The organism is Streptococcus porcorum, assembly GCF_053203725.1.
On sequence record NZ_JBRUDG010000037.1, the window covers coordinates 1 to 18,721 of the forward strand.

18 protein-coding genes and 1 pseudogene are annotated in these 18,721 nt (G+C 38.7%); 13 read left to right on the forward strand and 6 right to left on the reverse strand.

Annotated elements, in window-relative coordinates:
• The coding region (locus ACVRWY_RS08300; RefSeq protein ID WP_447455790.1) for an IS3 family transposase at window positions 1-409 on the forward strand (409 nt) is incomplete at its 5' end.
• On the opposite strand, the gene pflB is transcribed toward ACVRWY_RS08300, so the two are convergent.
• Window positions 398-2,728 (reverse strand): formate C-acetyltransferase, encoded by a 2,331-nt coding sequence (gene pflB, locus ACVRWY_RS08305; RefSeq protein WP_354369744.1) that lies wholly within the window; start codon window positions 2,726-2,728, stop codon window positions 398-400. The genes ACVRWY_RS08300 and pflB overlap by 12 nt on opposite strands.
• A gap of 203 nt (window positions 2,729-2,931) precedes the next feature.
• Here pflB and dinB point away from each other — a divergent pair, with 203 nt between their 5' ends.
• The 3 genes from dinB to ACVRWY_RS08320 all read left to right on the forward strand — a co-directional run bounded on the left by dinB (window position 2,932) and on the right by ACVRWY_RS08320 (window position 5,224).
• The gene (gene dinB, locus ACVRWY_RS08310) at window positions 2,932-3,999 is read left to right on the forward strand and encodes a DNA polymerase IV (RefSeq protein WP_354369745.1); all 1,068 of its coding nucleotides are present in this window, start codon (window positions 2,932-2,934) and stop codon (window positions 3,997-3,999) included.
• A gap of 42 nt (window positions 4,000-4,041) precedes the next feature.
• Window positions 4,042-4,461 (forward strand): Rrf2 family transcriptional regulator, encoded by a 420-nt coding sequence (locus ACVRWY_RS08315; protein ID WP_354369746.1) that lies wholly within the window; start codon window positions 4,042-4,044, stop codon window positions 4,459-4,461.
• 136 nt (window positions 4,462-4,597) lie between these two features.
• Window positions 4,598-5,224 (forward strand): NAD(P)-dependent oxidoreductase, encoded by a 627-nt coding sequence (locus ACVRWY_RS08320; RefSeq protein ID WP_354369747.1) that lies wholly within the window; start codon window positions 4,598-4,600, stop codon window positions 5,222-5,224.
• Window positions 5,225-5,436: 212 nt separating this feature from the next.
• On the opposite strand, the gene ACVRWY_RS08325 is transcribed toward ACVRWY_RS08320, so the two are convergent.
• The 4 genes and pseudogenes from ACVRWY_RS08325 to rnhC form a co-directional block, all read right to left on the reverse strand.
• Window positions 5,437-5,913, reverse strand: coding sequence for a hypothetical protein (locus ACVRWY_RS08325; RefSeq protein ID WP_354369748.1), 477 nt, complete (start codon window positions 5,911-5,913; stop codon window positions 5,437-5,439).
• Window positions 5,914-6,145: 232 nt separating this feature from the next.
• Window positions 6,146-8,348: pseudogene (gene recD2, locus ACVRWY_RS08330) on the reverse strand (SF1B family DNA helicase RecD2); the annotation flags it as partial.
• 79 nt (window positions 8,349-8,427) lie between these two features.
• Complete coding sequence (gene lepB, locus ACVRWY_RS08335) at window positions 8,428-9,030, reverse strand: signal peptidase I (protein WP_354369750.1); 603 nt, start codon at window positions 9,028-9,030, stop codon at window positions 8,428-8,430.
• A gap of 4 nt (window positions 9,031-9,034) precedes the next feature.
• On the reverse strand, window positions 9,035-9,925 hold the full coding sequence (gene rnhC, locus ACVRWY_RS08340) for a ribonuclease HIII (RefSeq protein WP_354369751.1): 891 nt from the start codon (window positions 9,923-9,925) through the stop codon (window positions 9,035-9,037).
• A gap of 142 nt (window positions 9,926-10,067) precedes the next feature.
• Between rnhC and ACVRWY_RS08345 the strand changes: the two genes are divergently transcribed.
• The 6 genes from ACVRWY_RS08345 to trxA all read left to right on the forward strand — a co-directional run bounded on the left by ACVRWY_RS08345 (window position 10,068) and on the right by trxA (window position 15,356).
• Window positions 10,068-10,610, forward strand: coding sequence for an LPKTxAVK-anchored surface protein (locus ACVRWY_RS08345; RefSeq protein ID WP_354369752.1), 543 nt, complete (start codon window positions 10,068-10,070; stop codon window positions 10,608-10,610).
• An 88-nt stretch (window positions 10,611-10,698) separates the two neighbouring features.
• Window positions 10,699-11,517, forward strand: a complete 819-nt coding sequence (gene srtB / locus ACVRWY_RS08350) for a class B sortase, LPKTxAVK-specific (RefSeq protein WP_354369753.1) — start codon at window positions 10,699-10,701, stop codon at window positions 11,515-11,517.
• A gap of 146 nt (window positions 11,518-11,663) precedes the next feature.
• Entirely contained in the window at window positions 11,664-11,975 is a 312-nt protein-coding gene (locus tag ACVRWY_RS08355) for a hypothetical protein (RefSeq protein WP_354369754.1), read from the forward strand.
• Entirely contained in the window at window positions 11,972-12,517 is a 546-nt protein-coding gene (locus ACVRWY_RS08360) for a CvpA family protein (protein WP_354369755.1), read from the forward strand. The genes ACVRWY_RS08355 and ACVRWY_RS08360 overlap by 4 nt, the downstream gene beginning before the upstream one ends.
• A 121-nt stretch (window positions 12,518-12,638) precedes the next feature.
• Window positions 12,639-14,969 carry an endonuclease MutS2 gene (locus ACVRWY_RS08365; protein ID WP_354369756.1) on the forward strand — a complete coding sequence of 777 codons (2,331 nt, stop codon included), beginning with the start codon at window positions 12,639-12,641 and terminating at the stop codon, window positions 14,967-14,969.
• Window positions 14,970-15,041: 72 nt separating this feature from the next.
• Window positions 15,042-15,356: a thioredoxin gene (gene trxA / locus ACVRWY_RS08370; protein WP_354369757.1), complete on the forward strand. Its 315-nt coding sequence runs from the start codon at window positions 15,042-15,044 to the stop codon at window positions 15,354-15,356.
• Window positions 15,357-15,414: 58 nt separating this feature from the next.
• Here the strand turns inward: trxA and mutY are convergent, their stop codons facing one another.
• Window positions 15,415-16,566, reverse strand: coding sequence for an A/G-specific adenine glycosylase (gene mutY, locus ACVRWY_RS08375; protein WP_354369758.1), 1,152 nt, complete (start codon window positions 16,564-16,566; stop codon window positions 15,415-15,417).
• A 901-nt stretch (window positions 16,567-17,467) separates the two neighbouring features.
• Between mutY and rpsF the strand changes: the two genes are divergently transcribed.
• Genes rpsF through rpsR form a run of 3 tightly spaced genes read left to right on the forward strand, consistent with a single transcriptional unit; the run spans window position 17,468 to window position 18,552 of the window.
• Window positions 17,468-17,758 (forward strand): 30S ribosomal protein S6, encoded by a 291-nt coding sequence (gene rpsF / locus ACVRWY_RS08380; protein WP_354369759.1) that lies wholly within the window; start codon window positions 17,468-17,470, stop codon window positions 17,756-17,758.
• 18 nt (window positions 17,759-17,776) lie between these two features.
• Complete coding sequence (locus ACVRWY_RS08385) at window positions 17,777-18,274, forward strand: single-stranded DNA-binding protein (RefSeq protein WP_354369760.1); 498 nt, start codon at window positions 17,777-17,779, stop codon at window positions 18,272-18,274.
• A 38-nt stretch (window positions 18,275-18,312) separates the two neighbouring features.
• Complete coding sequence (gene rpsR / locus ACVRWY_RS08390; protein WP_000068664.1) at window positions 18,313-18,552, forward strand: 30S ribosomal protein S18; 240 nt, start codon at window positions 18,313-18,315, stop codon at window positions 18,550-18,552.
• Window positions 18,553-18,721 lie beyond the last annotated feature (169 nt).

Genomic DNA, 18,721 nt, shown 5'->3' on the forward strand with positions numbered 1-18,721 from the left:
TATAGATCAGGTCTTTCACGATTCTTGGGATTCAACCAAAGTCTGTATCCTTCATTCTGACCAAGGTTTTCAATATACCAATCAACAGTATCTCCGAAAATTAGATCAATACGGTGTGACCATTTCTTATTCTGGCAAGGGAAATTGTTATGATAATGCGGCATGTGAGAATTTCTTTTCCCACTTGAAGAGTGAATCCTTGAGACTATTTTCGCCTGAGGATAGGGAAGCCCTCATCCAACAAATCAGGGAATACATCGACTGGTATAATTGCCACAGACCACAAGAAAAATTAAAAGGTATGACTCCCTTAGAATTTAGGGAAGCATACCTTCTAAACTTTTTTAACTGTCCATTTTATCTAGGGCTTGACAATCCAAACTCTTTTATTTTTTTATTAGCTTCCTGATACTTCGGCAGCGTGATCATCTATTGAAAGAACTTCGTGGAAGACACGTTGTGTCAATTCAGTTTTTTGTTCTTTTGTAAGGTATTTAGTGTTAACACAGTATCCAGAGATACGTACGATAACATCTTCACCAGCCATGATTTTTTCGTAAACATCGTTTAAGTCCATAACGTTTAGGTTAACGTGCTGACCACCATTTTCAAAGTAGCCATCAAGAATAGTGACTAAGTTATCAACTTGTTCATCGAATGTTTTACCAAGAGCACGTGGAGAAACTTGTGTTGTCAATGAAATACCATCATTGGCATGAGCAAATTCAAGTTTAGACAAGGAGTTCAAGTTTTGTAACCAACCACCGCGAGATTTAGAAGTTGGGTTAGCACCTGGTGGGAAGAATTCTACTTTAGAAGTGTTAACAGAGCCATCTTCATTAAGGAAGACACCACGGTGAACTGGTGAGTTAGCTGTTTGTTTAGAGTAAGCAACGTTTGATGTAATAGTCAAGATAGACACAGTTGCTTCAGCATTTTTGTAAAGTTTGTGTTTGTTCAAACGAGTGAAGAAAGCTTCCATGAGCCATTTCGCAATGTCATCTACACGATCGTCGTCTTCACCATAACGTGGGAAGTCGCCAGTTACTTCGTAATCGTAGATGAAGCCATCTTCGTCACGGATTGGTTTCACTTGTGCGTACTTGATTGCTGATAAAGAGTCAACAGTATTTGCAAATCCACAGATACCGAATCCCATGTTAGCGCGTAGGTGAGTTGGCAAGAAGGCCATTTGAACAGCTTCATAGTTGTACTTATCTGTCATGTAGTGGATGATGTTCATAGCATCTACATAGGTATCTGTCAACCAGTCAAGGGCTTTTTCAAAGTTTGCAATGACTTGGTCATAATCGAAGATTTCAGAAGTATTTGGCTCAACTCCGTCAAATACTTTGTAGTCTTTGTGGACATCATCGTAACCGTTGTTCCAGCTTGAAAGAAGAGCTTTCAAAACGTTGACACGCGCACCGAAGTATTGGATATTGTGGCGTTTTTCTTCGCTTTCTGGGTCAAGTGGTGACACACAGCAAGAGATACATGACATTTCACCATAGCCATCTTTAGCCATAGTTGTTACCCCTTCATATTGGATAGAAGAGTGTTTGTGGCTCATTGCCATACAGTAACGACGGAATGAATATGGTAATTGGTCAGACCAAAGAACTGTCAAGTTTGGCTCTGGAGAGTTGCCGATGTTGTCAAGAGTGTTCAAGAAACGGTAGTCCATTTTTGTAACACGGTGACGACCATCGTTACCCATACCTGCCATAGATGTTGTCAAGAAAGTAGGGTCACCAGAGTAGATTTCATCAAAAGCTTTTGTACGAGCAAATTTCACTGTACGAAGTTTCAATACGAAGTCATCAACAAATTCTTGGATTTCAGATTCAGTAAATGTACCGCGAGCCAAGTCACGTTCAGCATAGATGTCAAGAACAATTGGAACACGACCGAGAGAAGTTGCAGCACCATTAATGACACGAGCTACAGCCATGAAAGCAATGTTTGTCCATTGGATAGCTTCCTTGGTGTTCATAGCTGGTTTACGCACATCAACGCCATAGTTATCACCAAGTTGAACCACTTGTTGAAGAGCTTGATACTGCATATTGATTTCTTCACGAAGACGGATAGTTTCTTCATCAATTTCAGTGATAGCATTCCAATCATTTACTTTTTCTTGCATCAAGTAGTCTGCACCATAAAGGGCAAGACGGGCATACATCCCAATGATACGGCCGCGTGAGTAAGCATCTGGAAGACCAGAAACGTGGTGAGAGTGACGCGCACGGCGGATATCAGCAGTGTAGGCACGGAAGATACCGTCATTAACTGTTGTAGCGTGTTTTGTATAAATTTCATGAAGAACAGGATCAGGCTCGTATCCGTTTTCGATGAGTGTTGTCTCAGCCATACGAATACCGCCTTTTGGCATGAAGTTTAATTTGAACAACTCATCATTTTGGATCCCAAAAATCAATTCATTATCTTTATCAATGAACCCTGCTGGAATATCAGCAATAGATGTTGCACGATCGACATCCATAGGGAAACGAGTTGCTTCGTAGCCTGCTTTTGTTTCTTCAATAATTTTTTTAATGTGAAGAGAACGCTCAGTTGGTCCAGCAAGGAAACTTTCATCACCATCATACGGTGTGTAGTTTGCTTGTACAAAACGTGTTACACTAGCTTTGTCACGCCAATCGGTTCCTTTAAAACCTTCCCAAGCTTTTTCAAAAACATCAGTGTTTGTTTTTACAGTTGCCATAGTAAGACTCTCCTTCAATACTTAAAAACACAATCTGTGTTATACTTACTTATATATAATATCATACAGTAAACGCTTTCACAACTAAAAAAGTGATTTTAAAGAAAATCTTTTATAATACAGATTCTTAAAAATAGCTAACTGTATTATATTTTCTCTAATTTGTAGGGATAATTCAGATAATAGAGAGTGGTAATTTTGCGATGTTAATTTTTCCTCTAATCAATGATACCTCACGAAAAATTATTCACATTGATATGGATGCTTTTTTCGCCTCTGTTGAAGAGCGAGATAATCCTGTTTTGAAGGGGAAACCTCTGGTCATTGGTGCAGATCCCCGTTTAACAGGTGGAAGAGGGGTTGTCTCAACAGCTAACTATGAAGCTAGAAAATTTGGGATTCATTCAGCCATGTCTTCAAAAGAAGCTTATGAACGTTGTCCACAAGCTATTTTTGTTTCTGGAAATTATGAAAAATATCAGACAGTGGGGCAACAGGTCAGGGAGATTTTTTATCGCTACACAGACTTAGTAGAGCCTATGTCCATTGATGAGGCCTATCTAGATGTGACAGAAAATAAGCTAGGCTTAAGCTCAGCGGTAAAGGTTGCTATGTTAATCCAACATGATATTTGGAATGAATTACATCTCACAGCATCTGCAGGTGTTTCCTACAATAAATTTTTGGCAAAAATTGCTTCGGACATGGAAAAGCCGCATGGCTTGACGGTGATTTTACCAGAAGATGCTGTCAGTGTTTTATCATCGCTACCTGTTGAAAAATTTCACGGTGTTGGGAAGAAAACGGTGGAACGCCTGCATGAGATGGAAGTTTTTACAGGAAAGGATTTGTTAGATGTGCCTGAAATGGTTTTGATTGATAAATTTGGTCGATTTGGCTATGATTTGTATCGTAAAGCAAGAGGTATTTCAAATAGTCCAGTAAAAGCCAACCGCGTTCGTAAGTCCATCGGTAAGGAGCGAACTTATCGTAAACTGCTCTATCGTGATGAGGATGTGCTAAAAGAGCTGATTAGCCTTTGTCAACGAGTAGCAGCTAGTTTAGAAAGAAATGAGAAAAAAGGACGAACCATTGTGTTGAAGCTTCGTTATGGTGACTTTTCAACCTTGACAAAGCGGCATAGTTTGGATGAATACACTGATCAATCAGAAGTAATTGAAAGAGAAGTTCGTCAATTATTTGAAGAGGTAGGGCAGGCTGAAAAAGGCATTCGCTTGTTAGGGGTAACAGTCACTAATTTTCAGACTTGAGTTCTGATAGGGTCTGTGTTAGACTGAAAAAAAGGAGAAAAGATGCAAATTTCGAGTAGATTTACCATAGCCAGTCATATTTTGGTCTTACTGGCCTTGGAGGGAGAAAAGGAAAAACAGACCAGTACCAGCATTGCTGGCAGTGTGGGTGTCAATCCTGTCATTATCCGAAATATTTTAGCTCAGCTCAAAGCGGCAGGTCTGGTTCAGGTGGCGCGTGGGGTCGGAGGTGCCCGCTTGGCAAAGGCTCCAGACCAGATGACTCTCTTACAGGTCTATCAGGCTGTAGAGTTGTTTGGCGAAAAGGGACAACTCTTCGGCTTTCATGAGCAGCCCAATCCAAACTGTCAGGTAGGTCGTAATATTCATCCTTTACTGGATCATCGTCTAGAGAATGCCCAGTCGGCTCTGGAAAGAGAGTTGGGAAGGACGACCATTGCTGATTTATTGGCAGAATTGTAGCCATATTTTCAAGAAAAATCATCTTCGTGATGATTTTTTTAAATTTTCTTTGTTGTAACACCTGACATTACAACAAGGTAAGGTTATACTGTCATTGTAAATAAAAACATTACAACAAAATAAGTGAGGTATCAACATGAAATTAGCCATTATCGCAGCCAACGGTCAAGCAGGTCAAGCCATTGCAAAGGAAGCAGTAGAACGTGGTCATCAGGTGACGGCCATTGTCCGTTCTGAAAACAAGAGTGCAGCTCAAGATGTTCTTCAAAAAGATGCTTTTGATTTGACCAAGGAAGACTTGGCAGGATTTGATGTAGTAGTCAATGCCTTTGGTGCTTGGACGCCAGAAACCTTGCCAGGTCACAGTCGCCTAGCTGAGCATCTAGCAACCATCCTTGCAGATAGTCCAACTCGTCTCTTAGTAGTTGGTGGTGCAGGTAGCCTTTATCTAGATGAGAGCCAGACAGCTATGCTTAAGGATGCGCCAGATTTCCCTGCAGAATACCTACCAATTGCTGAGGCGATGGGAGCAGGTCTTGAGATTTATCGTCAGGCGACAGCCGTCAATTGGACCTACATCAGTCCAGCAGCCGATTTTGATGCGGAAGGTCCAAAGACAGGTACCTATACCCTTGCTGGAGAGTTTTTCCAAGTCAATGACGAAGGTGAAAGCTATATCAGTTATGCCGACTATGCGGTGGCTTTGGTTGATATTGCTGAAAAAGGTGGTTACAGCAAAGAACGTATTTCTGTATTTGCATAAAATTGAGTGAAAAGATAGTTCTATTATGGAATTATCTTTTTTATTTGCAGATAGGCTGTTGTGAGGAGTTTACTTGTATTATGTTTAAGGGAAAATTGAGCCAAGATGGGTGTTTTTAAGCCCTTATAAAGCTAAAAATTTAGGGATGATAATCTTAAAAAAGAACAAGCTCCATGAGCTTTGGCTCATGGAGCTTGTTTTAAATGATTGCTTTATGATTCAGCAATTGCTTTTTCGAGTTGATTGATTTTGTAAAGCACAAAAACATAGAGGGCAAGAAGGGCTAAGTTGATCCCAAGTCCTAGTAAAATTCCTGTACTAGCTTTTGCTAAAAAGAGGCTGAAGATATTAGTCAAACAAGTATAGAGTTGAAGAGCTGCCCCAAGATAGTAAGGGAGTTTAGAAGGCTGATTATTTTGGATGCGTTTGCGGTTTAACCAGGATAAAATAACAATGGTTGCCGTGATAGTGACACTGGCAACAACGCCTAAAATAGCTAGCGGAGTTAAGCTGGCGCGATAGACTGCTTCTTGATCAGGCACTTGTTTGATAAACTCTTCCAGGTTCATAGCAAGTGTGACAAGTCCTAAAACACCAAATAATCCAAAAATGAGAAAGATGATATTCAGAATGAGGACGGCAGTATTGCTACTAGCAAGACTTTGTTTTAACTTTTCTTTTGATAACATAGCATAACCTCCTAAAAATTAAGATAGATGACACCATCATTATAAAACTTTTTAATCAAAGTGTCTATATGCTACGAAGTTTTTTTAAAAAATTGCAGAATATCCTCATCCGTCAAGCCAATCATGGGGTCAATAGATAGAAAATTAGCTTCTGTCAGACGATACTGTTCGCTATCCTTATTTAGAGGAGCGTTTTGGTCTTGTTTAGTGTTTTTTTCTGAAAGTGGTTCTGTTCCTAGAAAACGTTCAACAAGGTAGGTGTGACGTTTGGCCCCTTCATTTTTGATAGCATAATCAAAAGCTGTGTATTCTCCTAATAGAATCAGTTTACTTTTGGAACGAGTGATGGCGGTATAAATCAGGTTTCTTTGGAGCATGCGACCACTAGATCGAGTAATGGGTAAGATAACCACTTGAAATTCACTCCCTTGTGACTTATGGATACTCATAGCATAAGCTAGAGTTATTTTTGCCCACTCATTACGAGGGTAAGTGACCTCAGCACCATCGAAATTAATGATGAGCTCATCTTGTTTGGACTCGGTATATTTTGCGGGAATCAGATCGGTGATGTAGCCAATATCGCCATTAAAAACATTATTTTCAGCATCGTTAATAAGGTGTAAGACCTTATCTGCTTTCCTAAAGCTGATATCATTAAAAGAAAAGCTTAGCTGGTCATCAAGTGGGTTTAACAAATCTTGTAGGAGTTGGTTAAGTTTATCAATACCAGCATCGCCACGATACATAGGGGCTAAAATCTGGATTTCCTGTGGGTCAATGCCACTTTTAATGGCTGCAGCAACAATTTTAGTTACCATTTGAGGAATATGATTGGCCTGTGCTTCAAAATAGCTACGGTCTGCTTTTTTTTCAGTAAAATCAGGAGGAATGATTCCTTGTCGAATTTGGCTAGCTAAGGATACAATAGTAGAATCATCAGATTGTCTAAAGATTTTAGTGAGGGAGACTTGTGGTAGCTCTGCAATTTTTAAAAAATCAGCTAAAACTTGTCCAGGCCCAACAGAAGGTAGCTGATCTGCATCTCCAACAATAATGACTTGTGTGCGGCTGGAGATGGAGGTGAATAGTTTATAGGCCAACCAAGTATCCACCATCGAAAACTCATCAATGATGATAAGATCACAATCTAAGTAGTCCTCTAAGCCTTGGTAGTCTTCTTGATCTCCTGTTAACCCAAGGTGTCTATGGATGGTGGCACTAGGAAGCCCTGTTAACTCGTTCATCCGACGGCTAGCTCGCCCAGTAGGAGCTGCAAGGATGATGGGAAGATCATTTTTATGTAAATCAATTCCATGTAAGTCAGCATAAACTGAAATAATACCGTTAATAACTGTGGTTTTTCCAGTACCAGGACCGCCTGTTAGGATAAAAAATGGGTTGGTGATAGCTTGGTGGATAGCTTCTTTTTGGGTACTATCATACTGAATACCTAGATTTTTTTCAACTTTTTGGATGACCTGACTGATAGCTTCTTTTTTGAAGGTATGCTGATTATTTTGCTCAAGCAGACGTTTGATGTGTTTATGAATCCCTTTTTCAGAGTGGTAGAGGGTATTTTCGAAAATTTTAGTCCCTTCATTGGCAACTTTTTCTTCTACTAAAAGCTGGCTTAATTCGTTGGCAACAAGGCTAGGATCAAGTTCAATAGGTCTTGCCTTTTCAAGTAGAGTTAGACTGGCCTCTAATAAGTCTCGTGCCTCAACGTAAGTATCTCCTCGTTCAATAGATAGCTCGGTCAGGCTATGAACCAGTCCAGCACGAAAACGTTGGGGAGCATCGCTAGCAATTCCTAATTGTTCGGCCAATTGGTCTGCAATAGCAAAGCCAATCCCTTTAATATCTTCTACAAGTCGATAAGGTTCGTTATTGATAATGTCAAGCGTTTGTTCCTTGTAGGTTTCAAAAACTTGTAGGGCGAGTTTGTTTGATAGTCCTAATTCTGCTAATTTTGATAAGATCTGCTCAGCGCCATAATTTAGTCTTAATTTGGCAAGGAAGTTGTCGCGATTAGCTTTAGATAGTCCTGTGATGGTGGAGAGATGACTAGGATCTTCTAGGATAGCGTCAATAGGATGCTCACCATAAAGCTCCACGATGCGCTCAGCGGTTTTTTTACCGATTCCCTTAAATTGCTCGCTTGAAAAATACTTTACCAAGCCAGAAGCAGTGGGTCTTGCTTTTTCATAGCGACTGACCTTGAGTTGTTCGCCGTACTTTGGGTGTTGGACGAGCTCGCCCCAAAAGGTATAGTTCTCTCCTTCAATGACATCTGCAATGGTTCCTGTCACAATGATTTCAAAGTCAGAAAAATCAGCATCAGTTTCTTCGATGTCAAGTAGTAAAATTTTAAAGTAGTTACTGGCGTTTTCAAAAATAACGCGTTCAATAGTACCTGAGAAATAATATGCCATAATGTTTTCCTTATATTAAAAAAGTGGGACAATTCCCAAATGTTAAGAGGGTACTTGTCTCACTTTGTAGCAATGATCATTAGTCGATGCTTCCTAAATTGCTGATTGGCCAGACGGGCCAAATTCTAAATTTTGCTTCACCAATAATGGTATCTTTTGCAAAGGTCCCCACTGCTCTACTGTCCTTAGAAACGATGCGGTCATCCCCTAGGAGATAATATTGCCCTTCAGGAACAGTGACAGTGAAACTTGCTTGACCAGAGCTATCGGTGGTAAAGGCGCTAGAATTCTGTGCTAATTCTTGGAAGTAGCTATTATAACTATAAGTTGATTGGAGTTTATCTTTTTTATAAGCAGCTTGGTAGTCCTTAAGATAGCTTTCTTCAACAACCTTACCATTAACACTTAGAACGTCATTATTATAACTGATCGTATCTCCTGGCATTCCAATAACACGTTTGACAATGTTTTTATCACCTTCCTTGGCGACAACAATGTCAAAGCGCTCGATTTTAGCAGTTTTGATGACTAAGAGTCGTTGGCTATCAGCAAGAGTAGGATCCATAGAATGCCCATCGACTTTTACAGGGAACCAAATAAAAAGACGAGAAAGTGTGAACAGTGATAAGATGAGGATGAAACTTCCCCATTCTTTAAGAAAAGATTTAAAAGAGAATGTCATAAGGTTATTCCAATCGTTTTAGTGCTTTTTTTGTATTTGCAAAGTGCAGCTTTGCAAGATGAGAGAGAGTTTCTATGCCGTATTGTTTGATGATTTGGCTTGCTACCATATCAGATGCTTGTCCAGCACCACTAGGAAGAGTGAGATGAAGGTCTTGTCCCAATTGCTCAAGGTTTTCTAAAAATAAGTTTCTAGCAATGATCGAGCTTACTGCGACAGCAAGGAATTGATTTTCTGCTTTTTGGATCAAATCAATGGGCATAGAGACTTGGTGTTGCTCGTATTTTACATATTTAGCATAATTTTTAGCGGTTGTAAAAGCATCAACTACAATGCGTTTAGGCTCTACACCGTCTTTCATAAGGAGATAGATAGCTTGATTATGTAAAGCTACCTTAACAGACACAGCATTGTGCATTTTCCCTTCTCCAACAACTTGATTATATTTTTGTGGAGATAATAGCAAAGCACGATGAGCGATTTTTTCCTTTAAAACAGGCGCAAGTTGTCGAATTTTTTGATCTGTTAGTCCTTTGGAATCTCCAACCCCTAATTTTTTTAAAAAAGTGTGTTGGCTAGGCTCAACAAAGCTTGCCACAACAGCAATCCCACCAAAGTAACTACCGTTTCCAACCTCATCAGTTCCAATGAGGGGGACGTTTTGCTCTAATGAAAGTTTGGGACCAGGAGTTACTAATCCTAACGTTTCAGCTAGTTTTTCAGCTTGATTTCCTTGAATCACTAATTTTCCTGACTGATACAAAGTTACCATCTGCCCCTGTGCTTTTGCGGTGAAGACAGCAGAAGTGTGACGATTTGGTATAGCATAAGAGGAAAGTTTTTGTGTGAGTAAAGCAATTTCCTTTGCTTTTAATGTTAACGATACGGTACTCATGCTCTCTATTTTATCACAAAAGAAATCAAAAAAAATAAAAAAACATTCTAAAAAAACATTGCAATATCAAAAGTTGTTTGTTAAAATGTAATTGTCCTGGTTAAAAAAGATTGTTAGGATAATGAAAAAAGGAGAAAATATTATGAAAAAATTTTTCGTTTCACTTTCAGCAGCAGCTCTTCTTGCTGCAGTAGCGGTACCAGCCTTTGCTAATGATGGTTCAACATATGTTGATTATTTTGGTGGTGACAACTCTTCTGTAGTTACACCAGAGCAAGCAAATGCAGCAGCTAAAGCTCAATTTGAAGCAGAGGAAGCAGCAGCTAAAGCAGCAGCTGAAAAAGCAGCAGCTGAAAAAGCAGAACAAGATGCTCTTGATAAAGCAAACGCAACTGGTGAAGCTGGTGTTTGGGTTGAAGGAAACTTGACAGCTCCTTCTTCACAAGGTAAGTACGATGTTTACCTTCAAGGTAAACAACAAAATATTCCAGGTGAGCAAGGTTATTCACCTGCAACTGCTTCAACAACAGAAGAAAAAGATGCGACAGCGGCTTCAACAACTGCAGCGGCTTCAACAACAGAAGCTGGTGCTAAAGTTGCTGCAAAACCAGCGGCTAAATCCGTTGCAAAAGCTGATACAGCTCAAGGACAAAAAGCTCTTCCAAAAACAAGTGCGGTAAAATAATCTAAGCTTGTCTTTAGAAGAAAAGAGGGTTGCCTATTGGTAGGTAGCCCTTTTAGTGTATTGAGTGATTTTATAAAAAGGAGTAGAAATGAGAACAACAAGCTCATTAAAAAAACAATGGCTAGGTATTTTTCTTGCCATCATGATGGTGCTGACCTTGGTTGGCTGTGGAACAAAGACAAACCAGTCTTCTTCTAACACTTCTTCACAACAAACAAGGCAGCAGACACAACAAACAGGCTATACAGTTAGCTCAGAGGAAAAAGAATATTTAAATAATAAGTTTACTGGTTTAAAAGCAACTAATGCTGATACGATTGGTTATATTTATGCACCAGGGACACAACTGGATGAGCCGATTGTTCAAACTACAGATAATGAAACCTATCTTGACAAGACTTTTGAAGGTGCTAATGAACCTTTGATGGGAACTGTTTTCATGGATATGGATAATAACAAAAACTTTTCTGATAGTTTGACTTGGTTATTTGGTCATGCTAGAGGAAGTCAGGTTGCTGACCATCGCATGTTTAATGATGTTAATTATTATGACCAGCAATCTTATATGGATGAACATCCCTATGTGGTCATTGAAACACCAGAACGCAAATATTATTATGAGGTAGCTTTTTTAATTATTGTCCCTGAGACAACGGCTTTTTATAGAACTTCATTTGATAATACCGTACAATTTGAAGAACAGTTAAAAGAGGTCCGTGAAAAAGCTCATACTCAAAATAAAGAGGTTGAAATTAAGTCTTCTGACAAATATGTGGTCTTATCAACTTGTCGAGAAGATGATGTGACGATTAGGGCAAATCTTTATCTTCGCCAAATTCCAGATTCGGAATTAACTGCCTTTTTAAAAGAAAATGGAGAGAAACTCGTTTATACTCCGACCCGATAATGAGATTTTATCAAGGGATTATAGGCTAAATAGCAGAGCAGTTTGGGATAGTGATGTCTCAGACTGTTTTATTTTAGCTGATTTCCTATTTCAAGGTTGGTCAATTATAAAATTTACGATATAATAAAGGGTGCGAGGTATGAATCATGACAACTAAAAATAGATATAAATTTACATTTGGAGAAAAAAAACTGACTTTAACAACAGATAAAGATAACCTTTTTATGGAAGAAGTCGAGCGGGTTGCTAAAGAAAAGTATGACACCATTAAAGAAAAATTACCCGATGCTGATAATGAGACTTTGGCGATCTTATTAGCGATTAATGTTCTGTCAACACAGTTGACAAGAGAGATTGCCATCGAAAAGCAAGAAAAAGAGTTGGAAAAACTCAGATATATGACAGTTGCTCAAATTAAAGATCGATCTGAGCAGACTCAGTCGGAGGAAGCTAAATGATCACGTTGCTTATGTTACTAGTTCTGCTTTGGCAATTTTATCTTGGTTATGCCAGAGGATTCTTCCTACAGTTGATTTATACAATTGGCCATATACTAGCGATTTTTATCGCGGGACTTAACTATCAACGATTGGCTGATGTATTGACCCTGTGGGTTCCTTATGCTAATGCTGACGAGGGAGCAAGTGTTTATTTTTTCACAGATGTTCCTTTGTTTGATTTAGGGCAAGTTTTTTACTCAGGGATTGCTTTTATTCTATGTTACACAGTGGTGTATTTATTTGTTCGATTTTTAGGAGTTATTTTTCATGCCGTAAAATGGCAACCTCTAGATAGTAGGTTTGGTAAAATATTGGCAGGGACTCTGTCTCTTCTTGTTAGTGCTAGTGTGTTGACAATGCTCTTGTCCTTGTTGGCAACAGTTCCTTATGCTAGCCTTCAAAATCATTTAAATTCAGGTTTGGCAAAAATGCTTATCGACTATAACCCAATAACGAGCCAATTGATTCATTATTACTGGGTAACTAATGGTCTAGGATAGCTCAGAGTAAAAGGCTCAAGGAGCCAAGTAGAAGAGATACTCATCTAGTGATAGGGAGTGAGATAAATTCTTTAAGTTTGCAAAGAGTTTGATCCACTCTTTTTTTGATAAAGAAAGAATTATGAATAATAGAATTTTAGAAAATTTAGAGTTTAATAAGGTAAAGCAGTTGCTCTTACCTTATGTAGCAAGTCAACAGGCTGAAAAGGAATTGCAAGATTTGCTACCGATGACAGAACGTGACCGTATCAAACAAGCTTTTTCGGAGATTAAGGACATGGAGGAGATTTTTGTCGCTTCTCATGGCTTTAAAGTGGCTGCTATTAAGGATATTTCTGAATCTTTGAGGCGTTTAGAGTGGGATGCGGATTTAAATATTTCAGAGTTACTGGATATTAAGCATGTTTTACGAGTGTCGTCAGAATTGAGTCATTTTTATACAGGTTTAGAGAATGTTTTGTTACGTGCTTTAGGAAGGCTATTTGAGCACATTGAAGTCTTTCCGAATTTAACAGGTGCTCTTGAGGCGATTAACGATGGAGGATTTGTCGAGAGTTTTGCTAGTTTAGAGCTGTCTCAAATTAGACGCACCATTCAAAAAAGTGAGACTGAAGTCAGACAGATTTTACAAGATCTTTTAAAAAGCAAGTCAGACTACCTGGCTGAAAATTTGATTGCTAGTCGTAATGGCAGAAGTGTTTTACCAGTAAAAAATACCCACAGGAATCGGATTTCAGGAGTTGTCCATGATATTTCTGCATCAGGAAGTACGGTTTATATCGAGCCAAGGGCAGTTGTTGAGTTAAACGAGATTATAACACAGGCTCAGGCAGATGAACGGCATGAGATCAGTCGCATCTTACACGACTTGTCTGACATGCTTCGACCTCATCATCAAGCGATTCGAAATAATGCTTGGTTGATAGGTCATATTGATTTAGTTAGAGCCAAAGTACTGTTTATGAGAGATTATCAGGCGACTATTCCTCATATTTCTCAACACAAAACCATTCAGTTAGTTAATGTCCGACACCCTCTTTTGAAAAATCCTGTTGCCAATGATCTTCATTTTGCTGAAACCCTAAATAGTATTGTGATTACAGGTCCCAATACAGGTGGGAAAACCATTATGATTAAGACTTTAGGTGTCAGTCAGCTCATGGCTCAATCGGGCTTACCTATTTTTGCGGATGAGGGTTCTAAAGTCGCTATTTTTAATCAGATTTTTGCAGATATAGGAGATGAGCAATCTATTGAGCAAAGTCTTTCTACTTTTTCAAGTCATATGACCCATATTGTTGCGATTTTGGAAGAAGCTGATGCAGATAGCTTGGTTCTATTTGATGAACTTGGAGCAGGAACAGATCCGCAAGAAGGGGCTAGTCTGGCTATTGCCATTTTAGAAGATTTAAGAAAACGTCACATCAAGACCATGGCAACCACACATTATCCAGAATTAAAGGCCTATGGTATTGAAACACCGCAAGTTGAAAATGCTAGTATGGAGTTTGATACTGATAGTTTAAGACCGACTTATCACTTTATGCAGGGTGTCCCAGGACGCTCAAATGCTTTTGAAATTGCTAAGCGTCTGGGACTTGGTTTAGAAATTGTGGAAGAGGCGGAGCGTTTAACGGATCGCGACACAGATGTGAACCTTATTATTGAGCAGCTTGAAAAACAGACAGCTGAAAGCAGGAGACGTTTGGACCATATCAAAGAAGTGGAGCAAGATAATCTGAAATTTAACCGGGCTGTTAAAAAGCTCTATCAGGATTTTTCACGTGAGCGAGATAATGAATTCGAAAAAGCCCAGAAAGAAGCGCGTGATATTGTGGATTTAGCACTTAGTGAGAGTGAAGCCATTTTAAAAAATCTGCACACTAAAGCCCAGATCAAGCCACATGAGATTATTGAAGCTAAAGGACAGTTGAAAAAATTAGCCCCTGAGGTTGATTTGTCTAAAAATAAGGTTTTGAAAAAAGCCCAGAAAAAACGTGCTCCAAAAGTCGGTGATACAATTGTGGTTACTAGCTATGGACAAAGAGGTAGTCTCACCAAGTTATTAAAAGATGGACGTTGGGAAGCGCAAGTTGGTTTAATCAAGATGACGCTTAAAGAGGAAGAGTTTCAGATTGAAAGCGTTGAAAAATCTAAAGAGCCTAAGAAAAAACAAGTCCATGTTGAGAAAAAAACAAATGGACAAGGTCCGCGTGCTCGTCTGGATTTAAGAGGAATGCGCTATGAAGAAGCCATGATGGCACTAGATAGCTTTATTGATCAGGCATTGTTGAATAATATGGCACAGGTTGACATTATCCACGGTATTGGAACAGGTGTTATTCGTGAGGGCGTTAGCCAATATTTAAGACGCAATAAGCATGTTAAAAGTTTTGGTTATGCCCCACAAAATGCAGGTGGATCTGGAGCAACCATTGCTAATCTAGGATAGCGTAGCAAATAGTGGAAAAAATCTGAGAAATCTGTAAAATATAAGTATAATTATCAATCAAAGGAGATTATTATGGTACAAGTATTAACAGATGCAAACTTCGAGTCAGAAACGAGTGAAGGGCTTGTTTTAGTTGATTTTTGGGCAACTTGGTGTGGTCCATGTTTGATGCAAGCTCCTATTCTTGAGCAATTAGCAGAGGAATTAGATGAAGATGAATTAAAAATTGTTAAAGTTGATGTTGATGAAAATCCAGCAACAGCTCAACAATTTGGCATCATGAGTATCCCAACGCTTTTGTTTAAAAAAGATGGAGAAGTGGTTAAGCAAGTAGCAGGTGTTCACACTAAAGAACAAATCAAGGCTATTGTTGCAGAGTTAGCATAAAATAAGAAGCTAGATAAAGAAATCTAGCTTCTTATTTTTTTATCTGTTAAGGAGATACTTACTCATTATTAGCAGTTTGATAGGCTTCCCACATTTTTTTCTGAGGAGTTGCAAAAGGGTAGGTGTCAAAATCCTTAGGTTTGAGCCATAGGAGCTCTTTTTGTTGATGGAGATCAATATCTTGAATCTCTCCTTCCAAGAGTTCAATTTGCCATTTTTGATGACTAAAGACATGTTTGACCAGTGGAAAACTTTTTTCTGACCAAATGGGTTGAATCTGATAGTTTTCTTCAAAACTTATTTTTTGAGATAAGGTCATACTGCTTTTCTCTATATCTGCAAAGAGATTAAGTTGTTGTTCGACAAGTCTAGTTTCCAATAAAGGAAAAGACCAAAAACCAGATAGGAGTCCTTCTTTGGTATTTTTTTGGAAGAGATAAGCACCTTCTGAATTTTTAATGACAAAGGCTTGTAAAAATCGAGGACGTGGCTTTTTCTTTGGTTCTTTGATAGGGTATTTATCCATTGTTCCGTTAAGATAGGCTGCGCTGAAGAATTTAATTGGGCTATCTTCTGGTCTAGGGTTTTTAGCCGATTCAATATCGGTCCCTAGATCCATCAAAGCTTGGTTGAAATCACCAGGGCGCTCAGGATCAATTAGCTGTTCCATGATGGCTTGGAAGATTTTGCGGTTTGCAGGGACCCCAATATCATAATTTACTTCAAATAATCTAGCCATAACCCGCATGACATTCCCATCAACTGCAGGTTCAGGTAAGTTAAAGGCGATGCTAGCAATAGCTCCTGCAGTATAGGGGCCAATTCCCTTTAGAGAAGAAATTTCCTTAAAAGTTTTAGGAAATTTTTCATCAAAGTCTGCCATGATTTGCTGGGCAGCTTGTTGCATATTGCGTACACGAGAATAGTACCCTAAACCTTCCCAAGCTTTTAAGAGTTTCTCTTCAGGCGCTTGAGCTAGATCTTTGATTGAAGGAAACCAGTCTAAAAATCGCTTATAGTAGGGGATAACTGTTTTGACCTGTGTTTGTTGAAGCATGATTTCAGACACCCAGATATGATAAGGGTCTTTACTGCGTCTCCAAGGCAAGTCCCGCTTTTCACGATCATACCAGTCTAGTAGGGTTTTTCTGAAGGAGAGGATGGTTTTTTCATCCCACATGTTAATTCCATAATCTTTTAAATTTATCATGTGTCTATTTTATCAAATCACAAAAATAAGACAAATGAGCTGATTTTTTTTTACAGAAAAAGCTTGACTTTTGGAAGCGCATACATTATAATAAAGACAGAAAGAAGGATAAGAGATTTCCAAAGGAGAAAAAGCCTATGATGAAATTGAATATCGCACGGTACAAAAACGGAGACAGAGCCTAAAACGGTAGGCAACATTTATAACTTTATATCTCACCTTATGAGGTGGTCTTATGTTACATTTAAATCTATCGCGGTATAAAAATGGTGATTAGTGAAAGTGAGCTGTGAAACGACATGTCGGAGGAAAACAGTTATGCTTAGTATGAACTTAGGACGTTATAAAAATGGAGACACTTTAGGCTGTTGCAAAAAATAGCTTAAGGGGTGAATCCAATGTAAAATCAAGTGGTTTAAGTAGTATTTCTTTAAAACGTCGCCCAAAGAAAGTGAGGGACTGTCATGTTAAGATTTAATATCAGTCGCTATAAAAACGGAGACGAGTTGTAGTTCCTTAATATTAAGGAGGTTACTTTATGATTCTATTTAACGTATCACGGTATAAAAATGGTGATTTCTAACTGAAAATTTATAGAAGTAAGTAAAAATCGGAGGTATGTCGGCATGCTAATGATGAATTTAAATCGCTATAAAAATGGAGATAAAGGAGTTTGATGACTCCTTATGAAATGACTCTGTAATCAAGAGTTTGGAAAGCGTTCTTGATGATCAGAGGAAAACCTTAGAGGATTAGTCCGTCCTCTAAGGTTTTTTTATTCTTCGATAGATTTTTCTTGCATAGTTTTATTTTTTAGCGTATAATAGTTTCTTGTGAGAATAACCTCACTTACTCATGACAAAGGATCATGAGTCATTAGACCAAAAGGAGGAACATATCAATGGCAAAATACGAAATTCTTTATATTATTCGTCCAAACATTGAAGAAGAAGCTAAAAACGCTTTGGTAGCACGCTTTGACTCTATCTTGACTGACAACGGTGCAACTGTTGTTGAATCAAAAGACTGGGAAAAACGTCGTCTTGCATACGAAATCCAAGATTTCCGTGAAGGACTTTACCACATCGTTAACGTTGAAGCAAACGACGATATCGCTCTTAACGAGTTTGACCGTCTTTCAAAAATCAACGGTGACATTCTTCGTCACATGATCGTTAAAGTAGACGCTTAATTACAAAGAGGGTAGTTTATGATTAATAATGTAGTACTTGTTGGTCGTATGACCCGCGATGCAGAACTTCGTTACACACCAAGTAACCAAGCAGTAGCAACTTTTACTTTAGCAGTTAACCGCAACTTTAAAAATCAAAATGGTGAACGAGAGGCGGATTTTATCAACTGTGTGATTTGGCGCCAGCAAGCTGAAAATCTAGCTAACTGGGCTAAAAAAGGCGCTCTTATTGGTGTTACAGGTCGTATTCAGACGCGTAACTACGATAATCAACAAGGTCAGCGTGTCTATGTAACCGAAGTGATTGCAGACTCTTTTCAAATTTTAGAGAGTCGTGCTACACGTGAAGGAAGCTCTGGGTCTTACCAGTCTAATAGCTTTGATCAAGGCTTTAATAGCCAACCATCAGGCTTCCAACAGCCTTCACAGTCACAAACGCCTAACTTTAGTCGAGATGAAAGTCCATTTGGAAATTCAAGCCCAATGGATATTTCAGATGACGATCTACCATTTTAATGGATTAAACGAACTAAATATATAAAGGAGAACTAAACATGGCTCAACAACGTCGTGGCGGATTCAAACGCCGTAAAAAAGTTGATTACATCGCAGCTAACAAAATTGAATATGTTGATTACAAAGATACTGAGCTTCTTAGCCGTTTCGTTTCAGAACGTGGTAAAATTCTTCCACGTCGTGTAACTGGGACTTCAGCTAAAAACCAACGTAAAGTAACAACAGCTATCAAACGTGCTCGCGTTATGGCTTTGATGCCTTTCGTAAACGAAGATTAATCAAAAGACCCATCTGGGTCTTTTGATTTGACCTTATTTTTCTAGGCTCTATAATTTCTGTAGTGGGTAAGAACACCGTGGAAATTATGGAGCCTTTTTGAATATAGAAAAAGGTCCCATATGACCTATAATGAAAAGCGACGAAACTCACATTAGAAAGGGTTCATAT